We start from the raw sequence: 26324 nt of genomic DNA, 5'->3' as shown, positions 1-26324 counted from the left end.
TTTGGGGCTATTTCTCGTCAGTCGCCTACCGTTGAATTGGCTGTTGCTGTCGTCTGGCAGTTTTTTTGTCGGGCTTGCGACGATCGGGATGCATTACACTGCCATGCACGCGATGTTGGTAGCAGCAGAACCAACCTACAATCTGCGGTTCGTTGCTTTTTCCAATTTGTGTGCGGTTGGTCTATCCTTCTGTGGCTTGTGGCTGACATTCCATCCGACTGCTAAACATCTGGTTCCGGCGGAGAGTTGGCGCAAGCTGGGAAGTGCCATTTTAGCGGGAACTGCGATTGATGGGATGCACTATCTGGCAATGGCGGGAGTCAATTTCTATCCCAGTGTCCAAAAATTAAGCAAGATATCTGCTGGCATTGATAACTACGTGCTGGCAATTACGATTGGTGTTGCAACTTTGGCTATTTTATTGTTAGGTGGCTTGGCTTCTTTTTTTGGTCAACAACTCAGAGCAGAAATCGCCAGAATTGAAGCAATACGAGAAAGTGAAAAGCGATATCAAGAATTATTCGAGTTGGCTCCCGATGCCTATTTTTCCCTGACACCTGATGGTACAATCCAATCGGCAAATCAGTTTAGTGCTGAATATTTAGGCTATAGCCAAGAAGAACTAATCGGTAGTTCGGCTTGGATGACAGTTTACGAAGCCGATCTTCCTTGGGCGCAGCAGTGGATGGAGAGCATGTTTCGCGACAGAGTGACGACGAGCGAAATCGAACTGCGAAAAGTGCGTAAAGATGGCTCGGTGTTTTGGATTCGCGAACGCAGCAAATTAATTTTAGACGCAATGGGGACACCTGTAGGACTGAATACGATTTGCCGCGACATTACCCAATTGAAACAAGTAGAAGAACAATTGCGGCAGAATGCGTTTCACGATCCACTCACGGGTTTACCCAATCGCGTGCTGTTTATGGATCGCTTGCAATTAGCGATCGAGCACCACAAAAGGCATCCAGAAGATTGTTTCGCCGTTTTGTTTCTAGATTTAGACCGCTTTAAAGTCATTAACGATAGTTTAGGGCATTTACTGGGCGATCGCTTACTCATGGCGATCGGCGATCGCCTTAAAGAATGTCTGCGTCCTGTAGATACGGTAGCGCGGCTCGGGGGAGACGAATTTACAATTCTGATCGAGGATATTACCGATGTTAGCGACGCAATTCGCGTTGCCGAACGAGTTAATACTGCGCTTGCTGTGCCGTTTCATTTAGACGGACAGGAAGTTTTCACCGCTGCCAGTATTGGTATTGCCTTGAGTACCACTGGTTATGACAACTCCGAAGACGTACTGCGAGATGCCGATCTTGCCATGTATCGCGCCAAAAGTCAGGGAACGTCAGGCTATCAAATATTTAACCCTGACATGCACGCTAGGGCAGTAGCACTGTTGCAATTGGAAACAGATCTGAGAAATGCTGTGGAACGACAAGAGTTTCGCCTGTACTATCAACCAATTATCTCGCTAGCTACAGGTAGAATTGTCGGTTTTGAGGCTTTGATTCGCTGGCAACATCCCCAATACGGTTTGCAAAACCCCAGCCAATTTATCCACGCCGCAGAGGAAGCGGGACTGATTAACCGCATGTGTCAGTGGGTACTCTACACGGCTTGCGCTCAATTAGCTCAGTGGCAAAGGCAATTTCCCGCGATCGCACCTTTAACGATGAGTGTAAATATTTCTGGCAAGCAGTTCAGTCAACCCCAGCTCAGCCAGCAAGTACAGCAAGCTTTACAGGATACAGAATTAAGTGCCGAATGCTTGCACCTAGAGATTACTGAAGGCGCAATTATGGATGGAGCCGGAGCCGCACCCGATCTCCTCTGGCAGTTACGAAATTTAGGCGTGCAATTATGGATCGATGACTTTGGCACGGGATACTCATCTCTAGGGCGGCTCTACCACTTTCCGATTCACGGTTTAAAGGTCGATCGCTCCTTTGTGGCACAAATTGAAAGCGCTGACAACGCCCCCCTTGTGGAAACTATCCTCACTCTCGCTCGCCAACTCGAACTAGAGGTGACAGCCGAAGGAGTAGAAACCGCAACACAACTTACCCGACTGCGGGCTTTACAGTCCGAATACGCGCAAGGCTACTTTTTCTCTCCTGCTGTAGATGGGGAAGCAGCAACAGCCTTACTGAGTCAAAATCTTCAGTGGTAAGAAAGTTGTAAGTCGTAAGTCGGAAATTGTTTAATCTCCTCTCCCCCTGCTCCCTACTCCCTGCTCCCTAATAACTAAATTGAACTGTGACCTTTTGTCTTGACACAGGCGAGCGCCAATTGCGAGATTTTTATCAGTGTTTTTAACTTGTATTATTTGTTTACACTTCCCTATTAATACTTAACGATCGCTAGCTGCCAATTAAGAATATCTTAATTTCAGTAATTTTTCTGACCCAGAAAATGTGCGGATAAATTATGTTTGATTTGTCTGCTTCATGAAATTTTTTTGAACTTAAACGGAAAATGCTGACTGGAAAGCAAATCACATACACACTTCTCTCTACTGCCACATTTTTCTTTCCTACATTGGTTCGGGCTGAAGCAAATACCAATGCGTATCCGGTAGAAGTCGTACAAAGTTTTATGCAGGAATGCACGGAAAAAAGCGGTAAAAAACAAGTCTGTGCTTGCGTCCTCGATCGCATTCAAGACGAATACGATCTCGAACAGTTTTCTAAACTAGAAAAAAAGTACAGAGCAACTGGCAAAATTCCCAAAGAAGTCAAGAAGTTTATGTTTGGCTGCGTTGCCAGCAATCTTGCTAATAATTGAGTTAATAGTTAATGGTTAATAGTTAATAGCCGTCGATCGTTAACCATTAACCATTAACCATTTAAACTTTTAAAGCCGAGCGATCGCCTGAAGGCGCGTAATAATTACCGTTTTCATCAATTCCTAACTGAAGTAAAGATTCTTCGCCAGTAATTAACCTCGCTCCTCGCTTGCGGGTGAAATAGTTCCAGCCCCACTGGAAAATTACTACCAACTTATTGTCAAATTCAATTAGGTAGTAAATATGCACGAACAGCCAAATTAACCAAGCAAAAATTCCTGAAAACTTGACGAATCGTAAATCTACCACTGCGGCATTGCGTCCGATCACGGCTAGGCTAGCGATATCAACGTAGCGGAAAGGGGGAACAGCTTGTCCCTGAGGCCTGCGTTGGATCAATTCTGCTACGTATTGCCCTTCTTGCATAGCTACGGGTGCGACTCCTGGTAAAGGCTTATTATCTTGGTGAGAATAGCTTGCCAAGTCGCCGATGATGAAAATATTTGCATAGTTAGCCAGACTCAAATCGGGTTCGACTATGACTCGTCCCGCCCGATCGAGTTGCGCCCCCGTGCGTTGGGCGATCGCTTCTCCCATTGATGAAGCTTTAACACCCGCAGCCCATAAAACCGTCCGCGTAGGAATGGATTCAACATTCTCGCCTTGACGGATCGTCACAGCATCCTCGGTGACGTTCGTAACTAAAGTTTTGGTTTTGATCGTTACACCCAATCGCTCTAAAGAGTGCGCCGCTTGAGCCGATAACTTTGGATCGTAGGGTGGTAGGATGCGATCCATACCCTCTATCAGCAAGATTTGGGTTTCTTTTGTGTCAATATTGCGGAAATCGCGCTTTAAAGTACTGTAAGCAAGCTCCGCGATCGCCCCAGCTAATTCTACTCCCGTTGGTCCCCCGCCCGCGATCGCAAAAGTCAACCAAGCGCGACGTTTTTCTGGATCGGTTTCCTTTTCAGCGGCTTCAAAAGCTAGAAAAATCCGCCGCCGCATTTCTAAAGCATCTTCTACAGTTTTGAGTCCTGGTGCAACTTCTGCCCAGTTATCGTTACCGAAATAATGGTGACTTACCCCAGTAGCGACAATCAGGCTATCGTAGGCTAATTCTCCATTACGCAAAATAATTTTTTGCTGTTGAGGATCGAGATCGATGACTTCGCCCATCAGCACTCTAGTGTTTTTTTGTCGATTCAAAATCGCCCGCAACGGCGACGAAATATCGGCTGGGGATAGAGTCCCCGTAGCAACTTGATAGAGCAGGGGTTGAAACAGATGAAAATTCCGCTTATCCACTAAAGTGACATCGAAACCACTTTTACCTAATGCTTTGGCTGCATACAGCCCAGCAAAGCCGCCACCAACGATGACAACTTTATGAGGAGTTTTCACAGGTTCTACCATAAGTTAGATGCTAAATTTTCTCTACTTTTACTATATACAGAGCTTTGTTGCGTCATTAAGCAAAGATCTGCACCTTTGCCAATACTTGCTTCACAGATTTTAATCCCAGATTACTGCGATCGCCACTTTTTGGGCGTAGCGACAGTTACCAGTTGTCATTGGTCATTTGTAAATAGGGTGTGGGGTGTGGGGTGTGGGGTGTGGGGTGAATTCGGAATTCGGAATTAATCGATCGCTGGTCAGGAGTCACTAGTCAGGAGTCACTGCTCAAGAGTCATTGGTCATTTGTTGACTGACAACTGTTCACTGTTCACTGGTCACTGGTCACTGCTCGTGCGCTCCCTGCTCCCTGCTCCCTGTTAATATACGTAAAGAAACTGAGCGGGAAATATAACACATGCGGGTTGCGATTGTCGGTGCGGGGCTGGCTGGGCTAGCAACTGCCGTCACGTTGGCGGATGCTGGCTGGGAAGTAGAGATTTATGAGTCTCGCCCCTTTGTAGGTGGAAAAGTCGGGAGTTGGATAGATCCCGATGGCAACCATGTTGAGATGGGGTTGCACGTCTTTTTTGGCAATTATTACCAACTATTTGAATTAATGAAGCAGGTAGGGGCATTTGAACACCTACTGCGAAAAGAACACGTCCATAATTTTATTAATAAAGGCGGACGCACCGGAGCGTTAGATTTTAGGTTTATTACAGGTGCGCCATTTAATGGGTTGAAAGCCTTTTTCACGACTTCGCAGCTGTCACTACAAGATAAAGTTCAAAATGCGATCGCCCTCGGTACTAGCCCTATAGTAAGGGGTTTAATTGACTTCGAGGGGGCGATGAAAACGATTCGCAGCCTCGACAATATTAGTTTTGCCGATTGGTTCCGCCGTCAGGGTGGCAGCAATGGCAGTATCAAACGGATGTGGAACCCAATTGCCTATGCTTTGGGTTTTATCGACTGCGAGCATATTTCTGCGCGTTGCATGTTGACAATTTTCCAAATGTTTGCTGCTAGAAGCGAGGCTTCGGTGTTGCGGATGTTGGAAGGTTCGCCGGATGAGTTTTTGCACAAACCAATTGTGAAGTATTTAGAGGATAGGCAGGTCAAAATTTTCACGCGGCGGCGAGTCAGAGAAATTCAGTTTGCCGAAGACAGGGGAGAAACCCGCGTCACGGGCATAGTTGTTGCTAGTGGCGAGACAGAAGAAACAATTACCGCCGATGCCTATGTCTGTGCTTGCGATGTTCCAGGAATTCAACGGCTCTTACCTGCTGCATGGCGGCAATGGTTGCAATTTGACAACATTTATAAGTTAGAAGCAGTACCAGTAGCAACGGTACAATTGCGGTTTGATGGTTGGGTGACAGAACTGCAAGACGCTCAAAAACGCCAGCAATTGCAGCAAGCCGCAGGCATCGATAATTTACTGTATACGCCGGATGCCGATTTTTCTTGTTTTGCAGACTTGGCTTTAACTAGCCCGACAGATTATTACCGTGAGGGACAGGGTTCTTTATTGCAACTGGTACTGACACCAGGCGATCCTTTTATTAAAGAAAGTAACGAGGCGATCGCTCAACACGTCCTCAAGCAAGTCCACGAACTATTCCCCTCGTCGCGAGAGTTAAATATGACTTGGTATAGCGTTGTCAAGTTAGCGCAGTCTCTCTATCGCGAAGCACCAGGAATGGAACCGTATCGTCCTTATCAAACTACGCCAGTCGCAAATTTCTTCCTAGCGGGGAGCTACACCCAGCAAGACTACATCGATAGTATGGAAGGGGCAACACTTTCGGGGCGATTGGCAGCGAAAGCAATTCTGGCAAGTGAAAAACTAGCCAGCCAAGGTGAGTTGTCGGCTGTATAGGTAAACGCAGGCGCGGTAGTAGCTTCGAGCGATACCGCATAGACACTAAACAACGCAGAGGAAAAGTCAATGCCAGATTGGTTAGAGCATAGCGTACAGGTTGAAGTGCCAGTTCCCGTTGACCAAGTATGGGAATTGTGGTCAGATCTGGAGCAGATGCCGCGTTGGATGAAGTGGATTGAATCGGTAAAAGTGCTGGAGGATAACCCTGAGTTGTCCCGTTGGCATTTGAATACGGGGGGATTGCAGTTCGACTGGCATTCGCGCATTTTGAAGAAAGTACCAAATCAAATTATTCAATGGGAATCTGTGGATGGTCTGCCAAATCAAGGCGCAATTCGGTTTTACGATCGCCACACCAGTACCATTGTTAAGCTCAGCGTCGCCTATGCCTTTCCAGGGATTTTAGGCAAAATCATGGATAGCCTATTTTTAGGTCGTGCGGTCGAATCTACGCTGCAAGCCAATATGGAAAGATTTCGCGATTATGCTCTCCAAGCCCAAGCCCAAAAGCAAGGGGTTGGGTGTTAGTTGTTAGTTGTTAGTTGATGGTTGTAGGGGCGGGTTCACCAAAAAACTTTGTTTGTAACCGAGATTTCAGGTAAACCTGCCCCTACAGCAGTAGTAAGTGGCAATACCCACATTTCACACCCTATTGCTAGGTAAATATGGCTATAGGTACAACCAATAGTGTATCCAGCTATGTTTAGATTGACAGTAATAGCCTCTGTGCCAAAGTTCAATTTGCTGTGGTTCAGTCTGCTATAGTGCAATTTGCAGCAAATAACCAATTTTCCCTAGCCCCTAGCCCCTAACTCCTCGCTCCTCATTATGTCTCGGACTTCGCCAATTCCTGTTGTGACAAATCATCCCCGACTTGCTATTATTCAACGCTTGCGTAAACTAACACACCTAATGGATAATGCGATCGCAATCCCAGGGACGAGGTTTCGCATCGGTTTAGACCCCATTTTAGGATTGCTACCAGGAGCGGGAGATTTTATCGGCACGGCGCTTTCTGCATACATAGTACTAGAAGCCGTACGCTTGGGACTTCCCAAAGAGACGCTGGGAAAAATGGTGAGTAATATTCTTTTAGAAAGCGTAGTTGGTACTGTCCCAATTGTAGGCGACTGGTTTGATTTTGCCTGGAAAGCCAACGTTAAGAACTTGGAGCTAATAGAAACACATTTAGGGGTAACAAATATCAGCAAGCCTGCCAATCGCTGGTTGATGTTTTTACTGGTGGTAGGGTTCTTAATTATTGGTATAGGTTTAGTAACCTTTAGTGTGCTAGTTTTTAAACTGCTCTTAAATGCAGTGACTAGCTAATTGAGGTTTTAAGACAGGAATGAAGGACTGGTGGCAGGCAACATTTCCCCAGGGAAGACAAACATTAAAAATTCTTGATGCGAATGGTTACCCAGCTTCTATTGCTTACGGAGAGAAAGGCACGGGTAAGCCACTATTTTTAATTCATGGAATTGGTAGTTGGAGTTACAACTGGCGTTACAGCGTCGAACCCTTATCGGAATACTTTCGCGTTATTTGTTTTGATGCTAAGGGTTACGGGTTTTCGGAAAAGCCTATACGCAGAGAAAGGCACGATCACCAATTGATCGAGCTATCACGGATTGTTAGCGGCTTGTGCAAAGAACCAGCTATCATCGTTGCAGAGTCACTAGGTGCATTAGTGAGTTTGGGGCTTGCGCTTGCTTATCCTCAACTGATCGAAAAGTTAATCGTTGTCAATGTCCCAATTTTTCCCGAACGCTTACCGCATTGGGGTATGTGGTTGCTGTCGCAATTACCCACAGAAATAGTCAAAGCGATCGACTCAACTCGGTTTCCATATTTTTTTGCCCCCGTCATGCGGGAATTGATGCGATTAGAGCGACGATCTGTGCTATTCGATCCCTCAATGTTGACGGACGAAGATGTCTATTGGCTTACCTATCCGTTTGTAGAATTTCCTGGGACGATCGCCAAAGTTGCAGAAGACTTACAAATTGCGGCAGCAGAAATCGAACACTTGCAAGCAAAAAAACCCAGTTTAATTACTAAGATTCAAAATCATTTACACAAAATTAAATGTCCAACCCTAATTTTATGGGGAAAACAAGATAGCTGGTTTCCGTGTAGCGATGGTGAGAAATTGCGATCGCGCATCCCTAACGCTCAATTAAAAATTCTTCCCAATTGCGGTCATGATGCCTCAGCTGGTGCGAATCAAGCGGTAAATGCGGCAGTGTTGGAGTTTCTGAAATGAGCAGTTATCAGTTATCAGTTATCAGTGAGTAGTCAAGAGTAATGAGCGTCGAGCAAGCGGTATTTGTATGTTTCTTCTTCTGACTCCTGACTCCTGACTCCTAGTTTTTGACTTTTGACTTTTGACTTCTCTATGGCTCTGCTATAATAACAAAAGCGTAGTCGTTATGAGTTCACGTATACCCCTATGACCAATCCTGCTGTTGAGAACTTAGTGATTATTGGCTCTGGACCCGCTGGATACACGGCAGCTATCTATGCAGCGCGGGCAAACCTCAAACCTGTTGTCTTTGAAGGCTTCCAAGCAGGGGGCTTACCTGGTGGGCAGCTGATGACGACGACAGAAGTAGAAAACTTTCCTGGTTTTCCAGAAGGAATTACAGGACCGGAACTAATGGATCGGATGAAAGCTCAGGCAGAACGCTGGGGAGCAGAGTTATACACTGAAGACGTAATTGCAGTTGACTTGTCGCAGCGTCCGTTTACCGTCCGTTCTGAGGAGCGAGAATTTAAGACAAATAGCATTGCGATCGCGACTGGAGCCACAGCAAAGCGTTTGGGACTACCTAGCGAACATCAGTTTTGGAGCCGAGGCATATCGGCTTGTGCGATCTGCGATGGCGCTACACCAATTTTCCACAGAGCGAAATTAGCCGTAATTGGTGCTGGTGACTCCGCCGCTGAAGAATCGATTTACCTGACCAAATATGGGGACGAGGTACATATGTTAGTGCGGGGAGACAAAATGCGTGCTAGTAAAGCAATGCAAGACCGCGTTTTGAGTAATCCCAAAATTACCGTTTACTGGAATACAGAAGTCGTAGATGTGTTCGGTGATGATAAGCACATGGAAGGCTTGCTGATTCGTAACAACAAAACGGGTGAAGAAAGCAAGCTAGACGTGCGGGGTTTATTCTACGCGATCGGTCACAATCCCAACACATCTCTATTTAAAGGTCAACTAGAATTAGACGATGTGGGATACATTGTCACAAAACACGGTTCTGTAGAAACCAGCGTTGAAGGAGTATTCGCGGCTGGAGACGTGCAAGACCACGAATATCGCCAAGCGATTACGGCTGCTGGTAGCGGTTGTATGGCAGCAATGCTAGCAGAACGGTGGCTATCTGTGAATGGATTGATTCAAGAATTTCACCAAAAACCAGAGACTCCCAATAACGAACTGAAGCATCAAGCCAAGCAAGCCGCCACGCCAGAAGAGTTCGATCTCTCTCAGACACGGCATTATGGTGGTTATGCTTTACGCAAACTATTCCACGATAGCGATCGCCTCCTGATGGTGAAATACGTCTCGCCCGGATGCGGTCCTTGCCACACGCTCAAACCGATTCTCGATAAAGTTGTCGATGAGTTTGACGGCAAAATTCACTTTGTCGAAATTGACATTCAAGCAGACCCCGACATTGCCGAGAACGCCCAAGTGACGGGAACGCCAACGATTCAATTCTTTAAGGATAAAGAGTTGCTGAGCCAAACCAAAGGCGTGAAGCAAAAGAGTCAATATCGCCAGTTGATTGAGAGCTATCTGAATTAATTTTTGCCGCTGGTGATAGAAAATTCAGTGGGTTGTAGAGACGTGAATTGCGTTTTTACAACTCATTATTTTATACAATTATTGTCATACAATTTACTTTTCGATTGCGACAAAAAAGAGCAGAGCTAGCCTCTGTATTAAACTAATCACCTGGCGATCGCCTTCACAGTATTCAATTCTCGAACGCTAGCCGCTCTTCAAACGACTGCCAACATGATTAAACGAAGCGATATAACGGTGAAGGTGAGCGGCAAAGAGAAGACTAAAAACGGAGTGAGAAGACTCTAATCGCCGCTCCACCGCAATGTTGGGCGGCTGGCACAAACAATTGACCATGTAATCTTACTAATCGAAAACTTGCTCATGACTCTTGACTCGATTTCAATGCATCCTGCTTATCTAGAATGTAGCCAGTTGTCGTCAGAACAATTCCAATGCTGAGAATAACCAATAAGACTAGGAAAAATGGATCATGATTGAGATTGTACAAGCTGAGTAAACAGACAAAGAAGAAGCTTCGCACGAAGAGAGTTGCAGAATATAGCTCACTCAAACGTAGACGCAGCATTTGAACAATCATAAACCCTAATCCTACTGCTAGCATTCCTGCTGCGCGAGGAAAGACATCTCCGTAATCTCCATTTGACAACAAGAGCTTTAAGGCAAAGCGTGGCGCAATTAAAAGCATGATACCGCTCGGAATTAGGTATGCCACGAGATAAAATAGGCTTAAGCGTGTTCTTTCCATAGCAGTTCTTTGAGTAATTTTGTCCAATTGTTCAATCCAATGCGTCATGAGAACTGTTTAGGCAGGAAAACATTTACCAAATGCTTGAAGGAGTTTGAGAGAACCACGGAGCCGAATCTTTCGTCGCAACAGTGCCCAAATTATGTTTTTTTCTTTAGCAAGGAAACCTAGCCAAGTTTTGCTATCTGCTGTGATCGAAAGATTAGCGTTGCCGATATGACCGTTTTGCACCTGTACCGTTTTATTCCGAATTGTCACCGTCGCATCATGGGACTCAATGCCAGTGAATGTGAAGTGGTAAATCGCATTCAATCCCTCTGACTGGTTGCGTTGAAAGAGCAATGGTAATCCGAAGAGAAAGCCTTGAATGGATTGAGGACGAATGCCACTGCTGACTCGTTTCACCGTTTTGTGAGGAAAGCGTCTTGCAACATAGCTTTCTGCATCCGATCCTGGCACCACATAGATTGTTTCAGATTCGTCCTGCAATGGCTTGACAACTTCCTGAATGAATCTTTTGCGATCGCTCAGAAAAGGTGCAATCACATCCTCTCCCGCAGGGCAAGCTGCAATACAGTAGGCGGCTTTGTAGTTTGCCTTAAAAGACAAGCTCTGCCACATCGACGCTGACTCAGAAGCACTGACTTTTTTGCGATAATCCTGCACATTTTTGCTTTGAGCGATCGTCTCTGTCCAGTCTGTGAAGCCGCTCATGAACTCTCGGTAGTTGTGGGTATAACACGCTGAGAAGCTAAAGCTACCGTCAGCCCCGATCGCTCCAACCGGGCAAGCGGCAACACATAATTTGCATTCGATGCAGGGATTGTAATCGATCGGGTGGGTGTACTCCGTCACTTCCGTATCAATTAGAACGGTTCCAAGCGCAATGAAGTTACCAAACTTCGGATGAATCACATTCCGATGAATTCCCATGTGACCTAATCCTGCCGCGACAGCCACAGGCTTATGAGACACAACCCAAACTTTACCAGGGAACCGATCCATTTCCATTGGGAATGCCGCTGATGGATTTAATGCGCGTACCCCAATCTGCTCCAACGCTTTGACAAGGTTTCGTGCGACTTCATTGGCGTGGTCGTAGTTCGCATGAAATTCCAGATTTGCGATCGAACGAGCTGGAGTCCGAACATTTTCCCGATTCATGCAGCAAACGAAGCTAATCAATGTTTTGGTGGGTGGAAATGCTGCCGAGATGTCTGATTGTTGATCTGCGATCGCAGGTCGTTCAAGTTCCACAAATCCCACATCATCAGCACCCATCTCCAAGCAGAGCGTTCGGAGTGAGTCTGAATTCAGAGCGGTTGTCTTTGTCGGTTGATTCGTTGTGGACTGCTCACGCTACCATCTCACGGTAGGATGATTATCAAATTTAGCCATTGAGACCTCCAAAATTTACGGTTATATGTATATACATGTTCCAGGGAAATTTTTAGGCTATCTCACAGCTTTAACATCGGACAACAGGGATAGGAGCGCTTGCCATTGTTGTTGTCCAAAATGCTGCATCACTTCTGCTTGAGCTTGCTCCCATAAAGGGAGTGCCTGAGCCAGAACAGCCTGCCCCTCAGGGGTTAGGGACACCCACTTCACCCGTCGATCTTCTCCAGGTTCGATTGCCACCAACCCACGTTTTTCTAGCAGCTTGAGATTTCGGGTTAAGGTGGTTTGATCAGTAAACAACTCTTGAGCCAAGCGAGTAATAGGCGTAGACTCAACCAGGTGAATGGCAACTAGCAGCGTAAATTGATTTAACACTAACCCCACAGGGCGCAATGCAGCATCATACACTTGCGTCATGATTCGTGACGCTCGACGAATATGCATTCCCATGCAGGTTGCAGGTACTTGACTGACTTCAGCCAGATCAATTTTAAGAGGTTGATTGCTCATAGAATATGTATATACATATAAATCGTGCTTGTCAAGAGGTCAACCTTACCTAACACTTAATACTGATAGAGAATTTTGACGCACTGCCTAACCGAAAACCTTAAGCAGCCCAACTATTTATCATACGGAAAGTTTCCGTATATTACACTCAGCGATTCAGCTAGAGAAAGGATTACAGGCATTTCGATCGGAATATCAAGAATTTTTCTGTCTATTGCCAATATCTACGTCATCTACCGAATTTGTCGGTATAACTACCTTATTTGGGGTAGATATCTAGAAATTTTCTGGCTATTATCCTTTTTTGGATTATGAATGAAAATATTCCGTATATTCACCTGATTTTACACGTAAGTAAGGGCTTTTCAGTGAGTAGAGCAGGCATTGCCCGCCCTCCTAAATTAATTCTCGATCGGTGGGGCGAGCGGCGCTCTCAATCTACCGCCACCACCGATGTTATCAGGTCTGTTATTGTCAACGACGTGTAGTGCTGAAAATAGCTTCATCATGTCGTCATAAAAAGCACCGCTACGACCTTCAAAACTATAGCCGTAGCGATCGCGAAACTCCTCTGGAACTCCTTGTTCTACGGCGAGGTAGTGAGCGTCCCAATAGGCATCATCGACTATATATGCACCATAGTTTTGCAATGCCTTGAAAATTTTCTGCCCTGCTGGAGTTTTTAACCCTAAGCTGTCTATCTTTATATGAGGTGGGATTGCTAACAAACTACCTTGCACGAGCTTAGAATTAGTCCCTTTGTATTTGTCAGCAGCATATCGGTCGGCACGGTCGGCGGGCCAGCGATAACCAGGCATAGATTTAGAATAATGGAGATATTTCTCGCCCCAAACTAAGATTTTGATAACGTGGCGAATTGGTTCGTCATTTGTGAGTTCGCCTCGGCGAATAGAACCACCGATCGCCGACATCCCAGACCCGAAATGAGTGCCTTTAATCCCGTCGCCGTAAATGTCAACACCCCCCCACGGGTTACGCCAGCCGTGGATGTTGCCACCTGCGGTACAACGCGCAAGGGGTTCGAGTTGCTCGATCGTTCTTCCATCTGGCATCAAAAAGGCTGCGGCATTATTAGGGGTAGAGTATGGTTGACTGGTTGCGTCTGGGACGATTAAATTGTCTGGGACTGGTAGAGAAAGACCCATTGATTGCTTACCCGTACAGCGTCCAGGACCAAAGCTTCCAGGTGATACAACTTGTCGCATTGGATCGCCAGCTTTTAGTTTGTAGAAGTACTCCCGATCTGCACCAAAAAACCCTGCTTTTTGTAGGTTTGCTGGTACATATGTTGCAGTAGCTCCAATTGGCATATTCCAAATTGAAGTAGAGGAGAAGGGCCACAACCATTTGTCTCGCGATTTGGGGTCTTGAGCTAGAATGCCAGAAGTTACTTGCTGACTAATGAGAAAATCTTGGCTTGGCTTTTGAGCTGAGAGATTGCCAGATTTCCCTTCATTATTTGCAGTCGTTGTATGACAGCTACCGATAGTAATACTAAGAACAACACTAGCTGCTAGTGCAATTTGCTGAGCTTGAAACTTACGCATGATCTACTGTATCTTTAGTGGGTGCGAGCAAGACAGAGGTTGCTGCTAGTTGAATTTGAGTTGAGTGATAGAAGAAACTTGAAAAATGCGATCGCATAGATCTAAACACTTAAGGAAATAGAGTGAAATATTTCGACTGTGAAACTCAGAGCGATCGCGCTTGGTTTAAGTTAAATTTATATAACCATCACAAAATCAAGTTAATATGTATTTTTCAGATCGACCAAGGGCAATTCTACTGAAGTTAAATTACAGTAAAATTGCCGATCTGCAAGCATTAACTCGATCGATATATGGTGTTTGGAGATGTTTGCTAAGCGATATACCTACGATTGAGGACGATTGTCAGCTACTATGCGTTTTATTTATGAGTTAGCAAATTAATACAGTATCTATCGTAAAAATACGTAAATTTTACCTATATTTGAAATCCGTATTCGCGCAGAATAGGCAGGTTTTGCGTGTGTAGCAGCGATTTCAATCGCCAAGTGCAAGATTTCAAAAAATAGGGCGGGGATAACCCACCCCACAAACTTTTAGCACCCGCGACCCAGCTTCTCTTCTACTTCTGCTACCATCAACAGAGTTTTTAGTACCGAATCGGGGTTGAGGCTCATAGAATCTATTCCCTGTTCTACCAAAAACTGAGCAAATTCTGGATAATCGCTGGGGGCTTGACCGCAGATCCCAATTTTACGACCTTTAGCTTTAGCAGTAGCGATCGCCATTTGCACCAATCGCTTAACTCCTGGGGTGCGTTCGTCAAACAAACCCGCTACTAAAGCTGAATCTCGGTCTAATCCAATTGTCAGCTGAGTTAAATCGTTAGAACCAATCGAAAACCCATCAAAGACTTCGCTGAATTCCTCCGCCATCAAAACGTTGTTGGGCAACTCGCACATGACGTAGATTTCTAACCCGTCTTTACCTCGTTCTAAACCGTGCTTTGCCATTTCTGCCAAGACTTTACGCCCTTCTTCGGGAGTGCGGCAAAAAGGAATCATCGGAATTAAATTGGTTAACCCCATCTCTTGTCGTACCTGCTTGATGGCATGACACTCCAAAGCAAAAGCATCGCGGTAACGCGGATCGTAGTAACGCGCCGCCCCTCGCCACCCTAGCATCGGGTTCTCTTCCTTGGGTTCAAACTGCTTTCCACCGAGTAAATTGGCATATTCATTCGACTTAAAGTCACTCATCCGCACGACAACTGGATTAGGGTAAAAAGCAGCTGCCAGCGTCGCGGCACCTTGGGCTAATTTCTCGATAAAATACTGGGGCTTCTCCTCAAAGAATGCTGTCATTTCAGCAATTTTGGCTTTTTCCGCTTCGTCCTCTAAGCGGTCGAAATGCAGCAGTGCCAAGGGATGAATTTTGATATAGTTGGCAATAATAAACTCTAGCCGTGCCAATCCCACACCATCATTAGGAATTGCCGAGAGGCTGAAAGCTTCCGCAGGATTGCCTACGTTCATCATAATTTTGGTACGAGTGCGAGGCAGGTTATCTAAGGGAACTTCTCGAACTTCAAAAGGTAATAATCCTTGGTAAACCTTTCCTTCATCGCCTTCAGCACAGGAAACCGTAACTTCTTGCCCAGAATGCAACACGCTAGTAGCATCGCCACAACCGACGATTGCTGGAATCCCAATTTCTCTAGCGATAATTGCGGCGTGACAAGTTCTACCACCTTGATTTGTCACGATCGCGCTTGCTTTTTTTAAAATAGGTTCCCAGTCGGGGTCTGTTTTATCAGTAACTAACACATCTCCAGTTTGGAAATGGTCGAGTCTATGCACGTCTGTAATGACTTTAACTTTCCCTTGACCGATCGCCTCGCCGACACTGCGACCTGTAATTATAGGTGCATCGCCGTTAGCCCCGACTAAGTGATAACTCCGTAAAACGTTGAGACTTTTTTGCGATTGTACGGTTTCGGGGCGGGCTTGAACGATAAATAGTTCTTCTGTTACGCCGTCTTTTGCCCACTCAATATCCATCGGGCTATAAGTACCGCGCACTTTAGAGTAATGATCTTCGATCGCACAAGCCCAACGCGCTAATTGCAATATCTCGTCATCGTTGAGGGCATATTTGCCGCGATCGCTAGGTACGACAGGAACGTTTCTGGTGACTTTCGATCCGCCTGTATCGTAGACCATTTTGAATTCTTTAGAACCCAATCTTTTGCCTAAAATCGGGCGAAATCCTGCTTTCAGTGTAGGTTTGAAGACGTAGTATTCATCGGGGTTAATTGCCCCTTGGACGATATTTTCGCCCAAACCATAGGCGGCTGTAATCAAGGCAGCATTTTTAAATCCTGTCTCCGTATCGATAGAGAACATCACCCCAGAAGCCGCCAAGTCAGAACGTACCATTTTTTGTACGCCAATCGAGAGGGCAACGCTGAAATGGTCAAAACCTCGGCTGTGACGATAAGAGATGGCGCGATCGGTAAATAGGGAAGCAAAACAACGATGACAGGCAACGAGTACGCCTTCAACGCCGTTGATGTTGAGGTAGGATTCTTGCTGTCCGGCAAAACTAGCATCTGGTAAGTCTTCGGCTGTAGCGCTAGAACGAACGGCAACATCAGTGTCAATCCCGTAATTTTCGCATAACTTTTCGTAGGCAGTAGCGATCGCCTCTTTTAAGTCTTTCGGGAAAGGCGTGTACCGCAGCATAGATCTTGCTTGTTTACCGCGTTGGCGTAAGTTATTCAGATCTTCCACATCCAAATCGGCAAACAGCGATCGCAATTTGGCATCTAAACCAGTTTGCTGAATGTAATAACGATAGGCATAAGCAGTAATTGCAAAGCCGTTGGGAACGTTAATACCTTGGGGTGTGAGTTGTTGGATCATTTCGCCTAAAGAGGCATTTTTCCCGCCTACCAAAGCCAGATCGTGAATTCCTACCTCTTCAAACCAGAGAATCAGCGATCTCTCTTTTGCTGCTGGGGAGGTCGTTTCTGTCACCGCCGTTACCATAGCTATTTTCCTCTCTAGTGATTGCTACTGCGATCGAGTCAATTTATATCAAAAAGTAAATTTAGGCTTTTCTTTTCTAATCTATTAGGGATCAAAGCCTTTTGACATCAAATCTAAACGAACCTACATATTTGTGGGTTACCAGCAATTTTGCAAAGAGTATTATTTAGAATTTATAGTGAAAAAGATAAAATTGAATTACGCGAAATCTTAATATTGACTAATCTAACAATTTTTGCGAAGACTTGTTGTATAACCTACTGCAACTAGTGAAAATCGAAAAAAACATCAATTGTGTAGCAGTAGGCGAGAATATGTATAAATTCTTAGGTCGCTGAATTGTTTAACCAGTTGACTAAATCTTCTGAACTAGAAAACTCCAATAGAGCTTCAGGCAAATTCTCCAACTGAGTTAAGGATAACTGGCGAATGCACTCAATCACGTTAAAATTGTCCCACCCATCAATTTTTGATATCTATAGGTTAATTCTGCTTGCATTAAACTCCAGCGTTGCAGAGTTGGATCCTTTTCCATCACCTTCTCAGCGGCTTCTCGCGCAATTTCTAAAACTGCCTGGTCGTCAATTAAACTTGCCAAAGTAAAATCTGGTAGTCCAGCTTGACGCATTCCCAAAACTTCCCCAGGACCGCGAAATCGCATATCTGCTTCAGCAATAAAAAATCCATCTTGAGATTCTTCTAATACTTTTAGGCGTTGACGAGCAGTTTCATTCTTAGGATTACCCATTAACAGACAAAAAGATTGCGCCGCACCACGTCCGACACGTCCCCGCAACTGGTGCAACTGAGATAAACCAAATCGCTCGGCATTTTCAATTAGCATTACCGTAGCGTTGGGAACGTCTACACCAACTTCAATTACAGTTGTAGAGACGAGAATTTGCGTTTGGTTGTCGCGAAATAAATTAATCGCCTCGTCTTTATCGGCTGACGACATGCGACCGTGGAGCAATCCGACTTGAAACTGGGGAAAAATGCTTTCTTGCAACTTTTGATATTCATCGACCGCTGCTTTTAAGTCCAGCTTTTCCGATTCTTCTACCAAGGGCAAGACAATGTAAGCTTGTCTGCCTTGAGCAACTTCACGCAGAATTAATTCATAAGCGTGCGATCGCTCTTTACTAGATAACACAGTTGTATGGATCTTTTGTCTACCTGGGGGCAATTCATCAATTTGGCTCACATCCAAATCCCCGTGTAACGTCAACGCCAGAGTGCGGGGAATCGGCGTAGCTGTCATCGTCAGAACGTGGGGAGACTCGCCCTTTTGTTGCAAACGAGCCCGTTGTCCGACACCAAATCGGTGCTGTTCGTCAATTACGACTAATCCTAAACGTTGAAAAATGACTTTATCTTGAATTAAGGCATGAGTCCCCACTAACAGGGGTAACTCTCCTGTTTCTAATTGGGCGTGAATTTGCCTTCGTTTCGCCGCCGGAGTCGAACCCGTCAGCAATTCTACAGGTAAATGCAATAAGTTAAACCAACCAACTAACTTGCGATAATGCTGTTCTGCTAATACCTCTGTGGGAGCCATCAACGCCCCCTGGTAGCCTGATTGAATCGCGGCGAGAATAGCTACCACTGCAACAACCGTTTTCCCCGAACCTACATCTCCCTGAACCAGACGATTCATCGGTACGGATTTTTTTAAGTCGTTGAGAATGTCATTAATCACCCTTTGCTGCGCACCAGTGAGTTTAAAAGGTAAAAGTTGATAAAACTTTTCCACCAATTGACCGCTTGGCGAGAGAACGGCACTATTAGCAATTTGCCGTGCTTTATATTGGCGTTGCAGCAAACCTAGTTGTAAATAGAAAAATTCGTCAAATACTAGCCGACGACGGGCAAGTTCTAAAGCGTCGGTATCAGCTGGAAAATGGATATTCGCGATCGCTTCCCTTACCTCAACAAATCCGTAATAATCGCGTAAAGCTTTTGGTAGCGGATCTTTGAGATGAACTAAGGATGGAAGTGCGGTAGTGACAGCCTTGCGCACCATATCTGCCCCGACACCTTCCGTCAAGGGGTAAATTGGCACAACTCGACCCACAGTTAATGAATCAATTGTATCTCCTGGGTGTGCTAGCACCTCCAAAGCTGGTTTGTCCAGCGTCAGACCGTATTTACTCTCTTTCACCAATCCCGACGCTGCGACGACTGCGCCAGGTGGATATTTGCGCTTTTGTTGTTCTTGCCATCCACGATGAGAATAACGTCCGCCAGCGAAAAAGTAGTTGATGCGAATTTGACCCGTATTATCTTTCAGGACAATTTCCAGAATGGATAATTTAGCATTACGAGGACTGGTAAAACACTGGCACTTTTTTACCGTTCCTACTAGCGTCGCTGTTTCCCCCGCCTCTAAATCGCAAATCTTGACCTGCCGTGCGTAGTTAATGTGATCGCGGGGATAGTAGAGTAAGACATCTCTGACGGTATACAGTCCCAACTTGGCTAAAATCTCACCTCTTCTCGCACCAATCTCCGGCAACCTCGTCAAAGGTTGGTCTAGGCTGGGCGCAAGGCGTTGGTTGATTTCTGAAGATTTAGTAGAAACGAGCGTTGATGTTTTGGGTTGAACGATGCGGGAGTCGGGAGTTGGGAGTGGGGAGTCAGATGAGTGGCTAGTGGCTAGTGGCTGGTGGCTAGAATTGCTTCCTTGTCCTCCTTGTCTCCTTGTTTCCTTATCCTCTATATCTCCTAGAGCGTATAAATGCTGCTGTTCCGAGACTTGTTGCGATAGGTGCAAGCATCTACGTGCTGCTGCAACTACGCTTTGTCTCTCTTCCTGCGTCATCTGATGGTATTCGGCAAATTGCATTGCCATTTCCTGCCATCTACGTCTTTCTTCTACAGATAAAGTGACAGGAGGTTTGCCAAAACTCAAACAGAGAAACTCGCTGAAGCGGTATTGTTTCCCTACCAAGTCTACAAAGCCTTTTTCTGCCTCCACAGCTAAGGCTTTTTGCAATCGCAACCAGTCTATATCGTCATTAGTCATTGGTCAAGAGTCATTGGTCAAGAGTCATTGGTCATTTGTTGACTGACAACTGTTCACTGGTCACTGGTCACTGGTCACCGATCGCTGCTCCCTGTTCCCTGATAACTGCTCCCTGTTAACTGATAACTTACTATTCATCAAACCAACTCGCACGCCATGCAGCTTCTGCTTCAGCGATCGTTCGCTCCCTCTGCCTCTTCTGATATTCTCGCCCTAAAGAAACTAAATTTGATTCTAGTTGCCGTACTTGATTGCGTGCAGTCCTGACATTGGTATCTGCAAACTCAACTTCTGACAACCGCAACTGAATTGCAATTAATTGCGTCACGCCACCTTCTTGCAAATCCTGCGGATTTTCAGTTTCAATTAATAAATTCATGACATTGGGTGGTCCTGCTGTCATTTCGCCCGTAGTTTCCGATACTGCGGTAGCAGCTTCTAGTAAAGGAGCAGGTAGTTTTTGAGGTAAAATGCCAGATTTTTGCAGTAATTGATTCGCATCTAAGGATAAGGTTTTGAGGACTTGGGCGATCGCTCGTTCTAAAATTTGCTGCCATTGTACTAGTTCTAAAGGGTTAGAAGGCGTAGCAGGAGACTCAGAATTCGGAATAGACGCTGACGCTACACTACGTGAACGGAATTCGGAGTTCGGAATTATCTGTTCCTGTTCCTCTATCAAGTCCTGTTCTATTTCAGCGATCGCACTTTCTCTATCTAGCTGAATACTATGTGCTAGCTCCCGTGCCATTTCCATTGGGTTGTTCAACAGTTCTAGCAATCGTTCGGCTGCTGTTTGCCCTAACTGACGAAGCGATCGCTGCAATTGCTGTCTTTGATTCATAGACAGACTCAAAAATTGCTTGGGATACGCCTGAGTGCAGACTTGATAACTTGCTAAGATCAGCTGTTGGCGTGTAGCTTGTCCTAAAGCTTGACAATAACTCGTGTAGGCGCTGTTGAGTTCTGCAAATAACTTATTTGCCGACTTTTCCAAAGCTTGCATGTCTCGCTCAATTTGTTCGATTGCTCTTGCCATCTTTTCAGTTATCAGTTATCAGTGAAGAATGGGGTGTAGGGTGTAGGGTGTAGGGTGTAGGGTGTAGGGTGTGTGGTGCTGTGAATCACTTCTGACTTCTGACTTCTGACTTCTCCCCTACCCCTGAAGCTCCTCTGCTCTCTTCCCCCTGCTCCCTGCTCCCTAAAAAAAAGGACGGGTGGGTGCGTCGCACCATTTTAACCCGTCTGGTAAATCGAAGGCAGCTAATCAATAGCTCGATGATTTGGCTCTATTCTTCGGATGACTTTTCGATGCCTTCACCTAAGACGTAGCGGGAGAAGCGACGGATTTGGATATTTTCGCCTAACTGGGCGATCGCTTCTTTAACCAAATCTTCTACTGATTTGTTTTGATCCTTAATGTACGCTTGATCCACTAAGGACATCTCTTTCAATCGCTTTTCAATGCGCCCAACAACGATCTTTTCGCGAATATTCTCTGGTTTTCCTGCTAGATCGTCTTTCCCCATTTCAATTGCTTTTTCCTTTTCGACAACTGCAGGGGGAATATCGCTGACTCTAACGTACTCTACGTTAGGACAAGCAGCGATTTGCATAGCAATATTTCGCACTAATTCACTAAATGCTTGGTTGCGCGCTACGAAGTCAGTTTCGCAGTTCACTTCCACTAGCACGCCAATTCGCCCGCCAGTATGGATGTAACTATCTACTAGTCCTTCTGCTGCTACACGTCCAGCTTTCTTTCCAGCAGAAGCAAGCCCTTTCTGCCGCAGCCATTCAATGGCTTTTTCCATATCGCCATCAGTCTCTTGGAGTGCTTTTTTGCAATCCATCATGCCAGCGTTTGTTCTCTCGCGTAGCTCTTTAACAGCCTTTGCAGATATTTCCGCCATCTTCCCTCAATTCCTATTTGTTATTTGTTAATTGTTTGTTAGTCAATGGTTAATTGTTTGTCACTATCAACCATTAACCATTAACCATTAACCTATCCTTCTTCCTCTTCTTCGGTAGGAATCACCGCATCAGTGTATTCACTTTCGCTTTCATCATAATCGAAATCTTCTTCTGCACCCTCGAAATCTTCGTAATCCTCTTCCGCATCCAATTGTCCGTGTCGTCCTTCGTAAATTGCGTCAGCTAATTTGCCTACAATCAATTTGATCGAACGGATAGCATCATCGTTAGCAGGAATGGGAACGTCAACGAGATCGGGATCGCAGTTTGTATCCAACATAGATACAATTTCAATGCCTAGCTTCTGGCATTCTAATACTGCGTTGTATTCCCGCCGCTGGTCTACAATTATGACCACATCAGGAACTTTGCGCATGTTCTTGATCCCACCCAGATATTTTTGGAGTTTAGCTAGCTCTCGGCGCAGTACCGACGCTTCTTTTTTGGGTAGTAAATCCAGCGCTCCGCTTTCCTCACGACGTTCTAACTCTTTCAATCGTTCGGCGCGAGTTTTAATCGTCGTCCAGTTAGTCAGCATTCCGCCTAACCATCGCTGGTTGACATAGCTAGCGCCACAACGCAAGGCTTCTTGAGCTACAATCCCCGCTGCTTGACGCTTCGTACCAACGAAGAGAAACTTTTTCCCTTGCTCGGCAGATTGTCTGACGTAATTGTAAGCTTCATCCATTAACTGAGCTGTCTGCACCAAGTCAATGATATGAACGCCATTACGAGCAGTGTAGATGTACTGAGACATTTTTGGATTCCACCTACGGGTTTGATGCCCAAAGTGAACTCCAGACTCCATCATTTGAGCCAATGAAACGACTGGCATATCTTCTTTAACTCCTGATTCGGGTTAATCCTCCACCCAGCTGCGTCTCCCAGGAAACACCCGAAAACGCTGGATGTGCGATTTGTAGACAACTTTTCTAGTATAATATGGTTTCAAACTAAAACGTTTCGGCACTTACGAAAAGTCTATACGGGTTTCTCTCCCATAACAGAACGTCTCTACTCGGTTCTAGGTTTCATCAAAGCGTACTCTTCGTAAACGCCTTGAACGTTGTACCAATTGAGGAAGATGCGGGCGACCTGTTCGGCTAATTGAGGCTTACCTTGGTTAATCAACCACCTTAAAACCGGGGCTAGGGTACGCTCGTTGAGTTGTCCGCCGAGGGAAAGAATACCCCACAGCCAGCAGTGTATCCAGGTCATTTGGATCATCATCCGCACTTCCCATGTTGGGTGCTTTTGGTAGAACAAGACTCCCATGCGACCGCGTTGAATTTCTTTGTCGATTAACAGCGGAATTTGCTCTAAATTAAAGGCTGGATGCCAGTGATAGCCGACTGCATCGGGGCATTTCACTAACTTTAATCCCAACTGTTTCAACCGCACGCCTAATTCCAAATCTTCCCAACCGTAGAGTTGAAAGCGCGTGTCGAATAACCCAGCTTTTTCTAGCCAATGGCGAGGAATAGCTACATTTCCCGTGGCAAAATAAGCCGCAGAAAAATCGGTAATTTTATAAGGCTCGGCTGTAGGATTGTCAAAATTACACGTATTAATTACTCTGCCATAGGTGAAAATGCGATCGCTCCTATACATTTCTCGTCCCTGCTGCAACCCTTGAGCGTGCGCCTGCAAGAAATTCTCAGTCACGACCAAATCGCTATCGATGAACACGATCGTATCGCCTTTTGCCTGTTCTACTCCCAGATTGCGAGCCGCAGCTGGTCCCTGGTGGTCTTGTAGAAGCGATCGCACGTGGGGAAATTCAGCTGCATTTGCCTCTAGCCATGCCAAAGTGCCATCTGTAGAGCCATCATCGACTAAAACTACCTCATAACCTTCTATAGCCACATCGTCAAGATTTTGGCGTTCTAGCGATCGCAAGCACTTCGCCAAAATTGGCAGGCGATTGTATGTAGGAATGACAATACTGAAAAACATCACTCTTTCCCCGACACCATTTATAAGGGTAATTGGTAGTTGGTAGTTGGTAGTTGGTAGTTGGTAGTTGGTAGTTGAGTGGTGCGTGATGCAGTGCTTGGTGCTTGGTACTTGGTCACTGATAACTGACAACTGATAACTGGTCACTGGTCACTGGTTCCGACTCCCGCTTTACGTGCTTCCAACCACAGAGGAACAAAAATGATAGCGAAAGCGATCGCTAGTGCTACGATGCCAAATTTAGCTGTGAGAGCAACTAATTCTTCTAGAGAAACAATTTTACCGACGAAGAAAGCCAGCGTCACCATGACTGATGCCCAAGCAGCAGCTCCCGCTAAGTTATAAATAAAGAATTTGGCGTAGGGCATTTGGGCAACACCAGCCAGTGGACCAGCAAAAATACGTAATAAAGCAATAAACCTGCCAAAAAATACGGCTTTGGTGGCGTTGTTACTAAACTGCTCTTTCATTTCTAGGAGTCGGTCTTCTGAAATGCGGAAAATTCGACCGACTTGCAACATGAACGACCAACCGAATTTTCTGCCGATTAAATAGCCGCAAGTTCCACCAATAGCAGCTCCCGCGATCGCATCACCTAAAACGAGCCAGTAATTTAACTCGTTACTACCTGCAAGAAACCCTCCTACTATGGTTACGGTTTCACCTGGGACGGGAATACCGAGGTTTTCTAATAAAATTCCCAGAAAAACTGCCCAATAGCCGTACTGGTGGGCAATTTCCTGAATTCTTTCCAACGATAAAAACTCTAGTGACATCCAGCCGCCTTTACAAAGTTTTACTTTTCTTCCATCTTGGCGCGAGCCTGGAAAATGTGTCAATCCAAGTTATGCTGCCGTTTATCCTCGCACCAGTCGAATACTACGAAAAACTACTGAAAATCAATAAATATTACATTGCTTGCTTTACCTAATCTTTATAAACAACTAGATTTGTAATAAAGATTCGGTAAAAACTGTTGATTTTACTGAAACTTGAAGGTTTCCATGCTTAGATCGATTCATCTGAAGCAGCCGCTCGAATACTTTCCTAATTGTTTTGGTATTAAACCTAAAATGTAGCTATTGAGGCAGCAGTGTCCGCTCGTAAATCTACTGAGATCGATTGAATTAACTCTATGAACTACAACAGAAACAGCAGTGATTTTACGGTTGGATATATGCAGTAAAAATCGTTAGCCTAAAATAGGAGTCAAGTTCACGTAAATAAAAGCGATTGATTCAGTTATTTTTTATTTAAATATTTATGAATTCATTAAACTTAAGGACAAATTTTTATAGATTGAAACTTCCACCGATCCCTGAGTAACTAAATTTCAAAATCCCTTGAATGGAGAAGCTTCAGACAATCGACAATTTGCGCCAGTTGATTCGGGCTTATATATAAATTCACAATAACTGGCTTGTCTAAATTCCTATTGTATGCATTGATAAATCGGCAATAATAATGATGAGTACACAAGAATTTCAACTAATTTTGCTTCAGCCACCAGAACGCCTAGACGAAAATGGTGGTAGTGCCTTAGAAACTCAATTGGCTAGGCTAATGCCTCAAAAGCAAGCTCTCTGGGTTATCGATCTAGCCCAAGTTGATTTCATGGATAGTGCTGGCTTAGTGTCCTTGGTGAGTGGGTTGAAATCTGCAAGACAAATCGGTTGCCGTCTAGTCCTATGTAATGTGCAAGCTTCCGTAAGGCTAGTATTAGAACTAACTCAACTTGATTCTGTATTTGAAATTTTTGATAGCTATGATGAGGTGCTAACAACTGTTAATTCACCTGCTCTAATGCGTTAGTTGGCGATCGCATGAAATTGAGAGTTTTGAAAAAGGGTGGGCATTGCCCACCCTACTTGTTTTAGTTTTACGACTAGCTTTATTCCACTGCTGCGGCTTCAGGAGTGGCTGTTGGTTCCTCTGACTTAAGCGTCAGGTAGCGAATGACTTCTTCGCTCAAGCGCATTGCCCTTTCCATTGGAGCTATAGCTGTCCCTGGCGCTTCATAGTTCATTTGAACGTAAACGCCTTCGCGCTGTCTGCCAATCTCGTAGGCAAGACGGCGCTTACCGCGTAGCTGAATTTGTAGGTTAGTAGCCCCCTGGTCTTTGAGGAAGTTTTCATATTTAGCGATCGCCTGTTCGATCTGTTCCTCTCCCAGGTCGGGACGCAAAATATACATTGTTTCGTAAGCTGATGGCATAGTACGCTCAGTAATCTCCTTTTGGACAAAAAGGCTGCTCTCAGTT

22 protein-coding genes are annotated in these 26324 nt (G+C 45.2%); 8 read left to right on the top strand and 14 right to left on the bottom strand.

Going from position 1 to position 26324, the window contains the following annotated elements; translation table 11 throughout:
- The coding region (locus ACRC32_RS20690) for an EAL domain-containing protein (RefSeq protein ID WP_438555735.1) at positions 1 to 2176 on the top strand (2176 nt) is incomplete at its 5' end.
- 305 nt (positions 2177 to 2481) lie between these two features.
- Positions 2482 to 2790 carry a hypothetical protein gene (locus ACRC32_RS20685; RefSeq protein ID WP_438555734.1) on the top strand — a complete coding sequence of 103 codons (309 nt, stop codon included), beginning with the start codon at positions 2482 to 2484 and terminating at the stop codon, positions 2788 to 2790.
- 61 nt (positions 2791 to 2851) lie between these two features.
- Here the strand turns inward: ACRC32_RS20685 and ACRC32_RS20680 are convergent, their stop codons facing one another.
- Positions 2852 to 4207 carry an NAD(P)/FAD-dependent oxidoreductase gene (locus ACRC32_RS20680; RefSeq protein WP_438555733.1) on the bottom strand — a complete coding sequence of 452 codons (1356 nt, stop codon included), beginning with the start codon at positions 4205 to 4207 and terminating at the stop codon, positions 2852 to 2854.
- A gap of 397 nt (positions 4208 to 4604) precedes the next feature.
- Between ACRC32_RS20680 and zds the strand changes: the two genes are divergently transcribed.
- The 5 genes from zds (at position 4605) to trxB (ending at position 9894) form a co-directional block, all read left to right on the top strand.
- Positions 4605 to 6071, top strand: coding sequence for a 9,9'-di-cis-zeta-carotene desaturase (zds, locus tag ACRC32_RS20675; RefSeq protein ID WP_438555732.1), 1467 nt, complete (start codon positions 4605 to 4607; stop codon positions 6069 to 6071).
- Between the two features lie 69 nt (positions 6072 to 6140).
- A complete protein-coding gene (locus ACRC32_RS20670; protein ID WP_438555731.1) occupies positions 6141 to 6602 on the top strand; it encodes an SRPBCC family protein in 462 nt (153 codons plus the stop codon).
- A gap of 300 nt (positions 6603 to 6902) precedes the next feature.
- Positions 6903 to 7403, top strand: coding sequence for a DUF4112 domain-containing protein (locus ACRC32_RS20665; RefSeq protein WP_438555730.1), 501 nt, complete (start codon positions 6903 to 6905; stop codon positions 7401 to 7403).
- A gap of 19 nt (positions 7404 to 7422) precedes the next feature.
- The gene (locus ACRC32_RS20660; RefSeq protein WP_438555729.1) at positions 7423 to 8340 is read left to right on the top strand and encodes an alpha/beta fold hydrolase; all 918 of its coding nucleotides are present in this window, start codon (positions 7423 to 7425) and stop codon (positions 8338 to 8340) included.
- A 186-nt stretch (positions 8341 to 8526) separates the two neighbouring features.
- Entirely contained in the window at positions 8527 to 9894 is a 1368-nt protein-coding gene (trxB, locus tag ACRC32_RS20655; protein ID WP_438555728.1) for a thioredoxin-disulfide reductase, read from the top strand.
- Between the two features lie 361 nt (positions 9895 to 10255).
- On the opposite strand, the gene ACRC32_RS20650 is transcribed toward trxB, so the two are convergent.
- The 12 genes from ACRC32_RS20650 to ACRC32_RS20595 all read right to left on the bottom strand — a co-directional run bounded on the left by ACRC32_RS20650 (position 10256) and on the right by ACRC32_RS20595 (position 24839).
- Positions 10256 to 10642 (bottom strand): hypothetical protein, encoded by a 387-nt coding sequence (locus tag ACRC32_RS20650; protein WP_438555727.1) that lies wholly within the window; start codon positions 10640 to 10642, stop codon positions 10256 to 10258.
- Positions 10643 to 10699: 57 nt separating this feature from the next.
- Positions 10700 to 11923: an SCP2 sterol-binding domain-containing protein gene (locus ACRC32_RS20645; protein WP_438555726.1), complete on the bottom strand. Its 1224-nt coding sequence runs from the start codon at positions 11921 to 11923 to the stop codon at positions 10700 to 10702.
- Between the two features lie 174 nt (positions 11924 to 12097).
- A complete protein-coding gene (locus tag ACRC32_RS20640) occupies positions 12098 to 12553 on the bottom strand; it encodes a MarR family winged helix-turn-helix transcriptional regulator (protein WP_438555725.1) in 456 nt (151 codons plus the stop codon).
- A gap of 401 nt (positions 12554 to 12954) precedes the next feature.
- Positions 12955 to 14121 carry a hypothetical protein gene (locus ACRC32_RS20635; protein WP_438555724.1) on the bottom strand — a complete coding sequence of 389 codons (1167 nt, stop codon included), beginning with the start codon at positions 14119 to 14121 and terminating at the stop codon, positions 12955 to 12957.
- A gap of 536 nt (positions 14122 to 14657) precedes the next feature.
- The gene (gene ppsA, locus ACRC32_RS20630; protein WP_438555723.1) at positions 14658 to 17111 is read right to left on the bottom strand and encodes a phosphoenolpyruvate synthase; all 2454 of its coding nucleotides are present in this window, start codon (positions 17109 to 17111) and stop codon (positions 14658 to 14660) included.
- Positions 17112 to 17437: 326 nt separating this feature from the next.
- Positions 17438 to 17554: a DUF4351 domain-containing protein gene (locus tag ACRC32_RS20625; protein WP_438555722.1), complete on the bottom strand. Its 117-nt coding sequence runs from the start codon at positions 17552 to 17554 to the stop codon at positions 17438 to 17440.
- Entirely contained in the window at positions 17551 to 20136 is a 2586-nt protein-coding gene (recG, locus tag ACRC32_RS20620; protein WP_438555721.1) for an ATP-dependent DNA helicase RecG, read from the bottom strand. Before recG ends, ACRC32_RS20625 begins: the two co-directional genes overlap by 4 nt.
- Before the next feature lie 130 nt (positions 20137 to 20266).
- Positions 20267 to 21172, bottom strand: coding sequence for a hypothetical protein (locus tag ACRC32_RS20615; RefSeq protein WP_438555720.1), 906 nt, complete (start codon positions 21170 to 21172; stop codon positions 20267 to 20269).
- Between the two features lie 250 nt (positions 21173 to 21422).
- Positions 21423 to 22046, bottom strand: coding sequence for a translation elongation factor Ts (tsf, locus tag ACRC32_RS20610; protein WP_192156997.1), 624 nt, complete (start codon positions 22044 to 22046; stop codon positions 21423 to 21425).
- Positions 22047 to 22138: 92 nt separating this feature from the next.
- A complete protein-coding gene (rpsB, locus tag ACRC32_RS20605; RefSeq protein WP_438555719.1) occupies positions 22139 to 22942 on the bottom strand; it encodes a 30S ribosomal protein S2 in 804 nt (267 codons plus the stop codon).
- 179 nt (positions 22943 to 23121) lie between these two features.
- A complete protein-coding gene (locus ACRC32_RS20600; protein WP_438555737.1) occupies positions 23122 to 24063 on the bottom strand; it encodes a glycosyltransferase family 2 protein in 942 nt (313 codons plus the stop codon).
- A gap of 143 nt (positions 24064 to 24206) precedes the next feature.
- Complete coding sequence (locus ACRC32_RS20595) at positions 24207 to 24839, bottom strand: DedA family protein (protein ID WP_438555736.1); 633 nt, start codon at positions 24837 to 24839, stop codon at positions 24207 to 24209.
- A 688-nt stretch (positions 24840 to 25527) separates the two neighbouring features.
- On the opposite strand from ACRC32_RS20595, the gene ACRC32_RS20590 reads away from it, so the two are divergent.
- On the top strand, positions 25528 to 25875 hold the full coding sequence (locus ACRC32_RS20590) for an STAS domain-containing protein (RefSeq protein ID WP_192156991.1): 348 nt from the start codon (positions 25528 to 25530) through the stop codon (positions 25873 to 25875).
- A 79-nt stretch (positions 25876 to 25954) separates the two neighbouring features.
- On the opposite strand, the gene rpsF is transcribed toward ACRC32_RS20590, so the two are convergent.
- Complete coding sequence (gene rpsF, locus ACRC32_RS20585) at positions 25955 to 26278, bottom strand: 30S ribosomal protein S6 (protein ID WP_015153705.1); 324 nt, start codon at positions 26276 to 26278, stop codon at positions 25955 to 25957.
- Between the last annotated feature and the right edge of the window lie 46 nt (positions 26279 to 26324).

The organism is Chroococcidiopsis sp., assembly GCF_051657925.1.
Taxonomy (GTDB): domain Bacteria; phylum Cyanobacteriota; class Cyanobacteriia; order Cyanobacteriales; family Chroococcidiopsidaceae; genus Chroococcidiopsis.
This window is presented reverse-complemented; position numbering and strand designations above follow the sequence as displayed.

Excerpts from the sequence above, each read along its gene's own strand:
- trxB (WP_438555728.1), top strand. The coding sequence starts at position 8,527 with ATGACCAATCCTGCTGTTGAGAACTTAGTGATTATTGGCTCTGGACCC.
- ACRC32_RS20640 (WP_438555725.1), bottom strand. The coding sequence starts at position 12,553 with ATGAGCAATCAACCTCTTAAAATTGATCTGGCTGAAGTCAGTCAAGTA.
- ACRC32_RS20615 (WP_438555720.1), bottom strand. The coding sequence starts at position 21,172 with ATGGCAAGAGCAATCGAACAAATTGAGCGAGACATGCAAGCTTTGGAA.
- ACRC32_RS20635 (WP_438555724.1), bottom strand. The coding sequence starts at position 14,121 with ATGCGTAAGTTTCAAGCTCAGCAAATTGCACTAGCAGCTAGTGTTGTT.
- zds (WP_438555732.1), top strand. The coding sequence starts at position 4,605 with ATGCGGGTTGCGATTGTCGGTGCGGGGCTGGCTGGGCTAGCAACTGCC.
- ACRC32_RS20590 (WP_192156991.1), top strand. The coding sequence starts at position 25,528 with ATGATGAGTACACAAGAATTTCAACTAATTTTGCTTCAGCCACCAGAA.
- recG (WP_438555721.1), bottom strand. The coding sequence starts at position 20,136 with ATGACTAATGACGATATAGACTGGTTGCGATTGCAAAAAGCCTTAGCT.
- ACRC32_RS20650 (WP_438555727.1), bottom strand. The coding sequence starts at position 10,642 with ATGGAAAGAACACGCTTAAGCCTATTTTATCTCGTGGCATACCTAATT.
- rpsF (WP_015153705.1), bottom strand. The coding sequence starts at position 26,278 with ATGCCATCAGCTTACGAAACAATGTATATTTTGCGTCCCGACCTGGGA.
- ACRC32_RS20680 (WP_438555733.1), bottom strand. The coding sequence starts at position 4,207 with ATGGTAGAACCTGTGAAAACTCCTCATAAAGTTGTCATCGTTGGTGGC.
- ACRC32_RS20685 (WP_438555734.1), top strand. The coding sequence starts at position 2,482 with ATGCTGACTGGAAAGCAAATCACATACACACTTCTCTCTACTGCCACA.
- tsf (WP_192156997.1), bottom strand. The coding sequence starts at position 22,046 with ATGGCGGAAATATCTGCAAAGGCTGTTAAAGAGCTACGCGAGAGAACA.
- ACRC32_RS20595 (WP_438555736.1), bottom strand. The coding sequence starts at position 24,839 with ATGTCACTAGAGTTTTTATCGTTGGAAAGAATTCAGGAAATTGCCCAC.
- ACRC32_RS20665 (WP_438555730.1), top strand. The coding sequence starts at position 6,903 with ATGTCTCGGACTTCGCCAATTCCTGTTGTGACAAATCATCCCCGACTT.
- ACRC32_RS20645 (WP_438555726.1), bottom strand. The coding sequence starts at position 11,923 with ATGGGTGCTGATGATGTGGGATTTGTGGAACTTGAACGACCTGCGATC.
- ppsA (WP_438555723.1), bottom strand. The coding sequence starts at position 17,111 with ATGGTAACGGCGGTGACAGAAACGACCTCCCCAGCAGCAAAAGAGAGA.
- ACRC32_RS20600 (WP_438555737.1), bottom strand. The coding sequence starts at position 24,063 with ATGTTTTTCAGTATTGTCATTCCTACATACAATCGCCTGCCAATTTTG.
- rpsB (WP_438555719.1), bottom strand. The coding sequence starts at position 22,942 with ATGCCAGTCGTTTCATTGGCTCAAATGATGGAGTCTGGAGTTCACTTT.
- ACRC32_RS20670 (WP_438555731.1), top strand. The coding sequence starts at position 6,141 with ATGCCAGATTGGTTAGAGCATAGCGTACAGGTTGAAGTGCCAGTTCCC.
- ACRC32_RS20660 (WP_438555729.1), top strand. The coding sequence starts at position 7,423 with ATGAAGGACTGGTGGCAGGCAACATTTCCCCAGGGAAGACAAACATTA.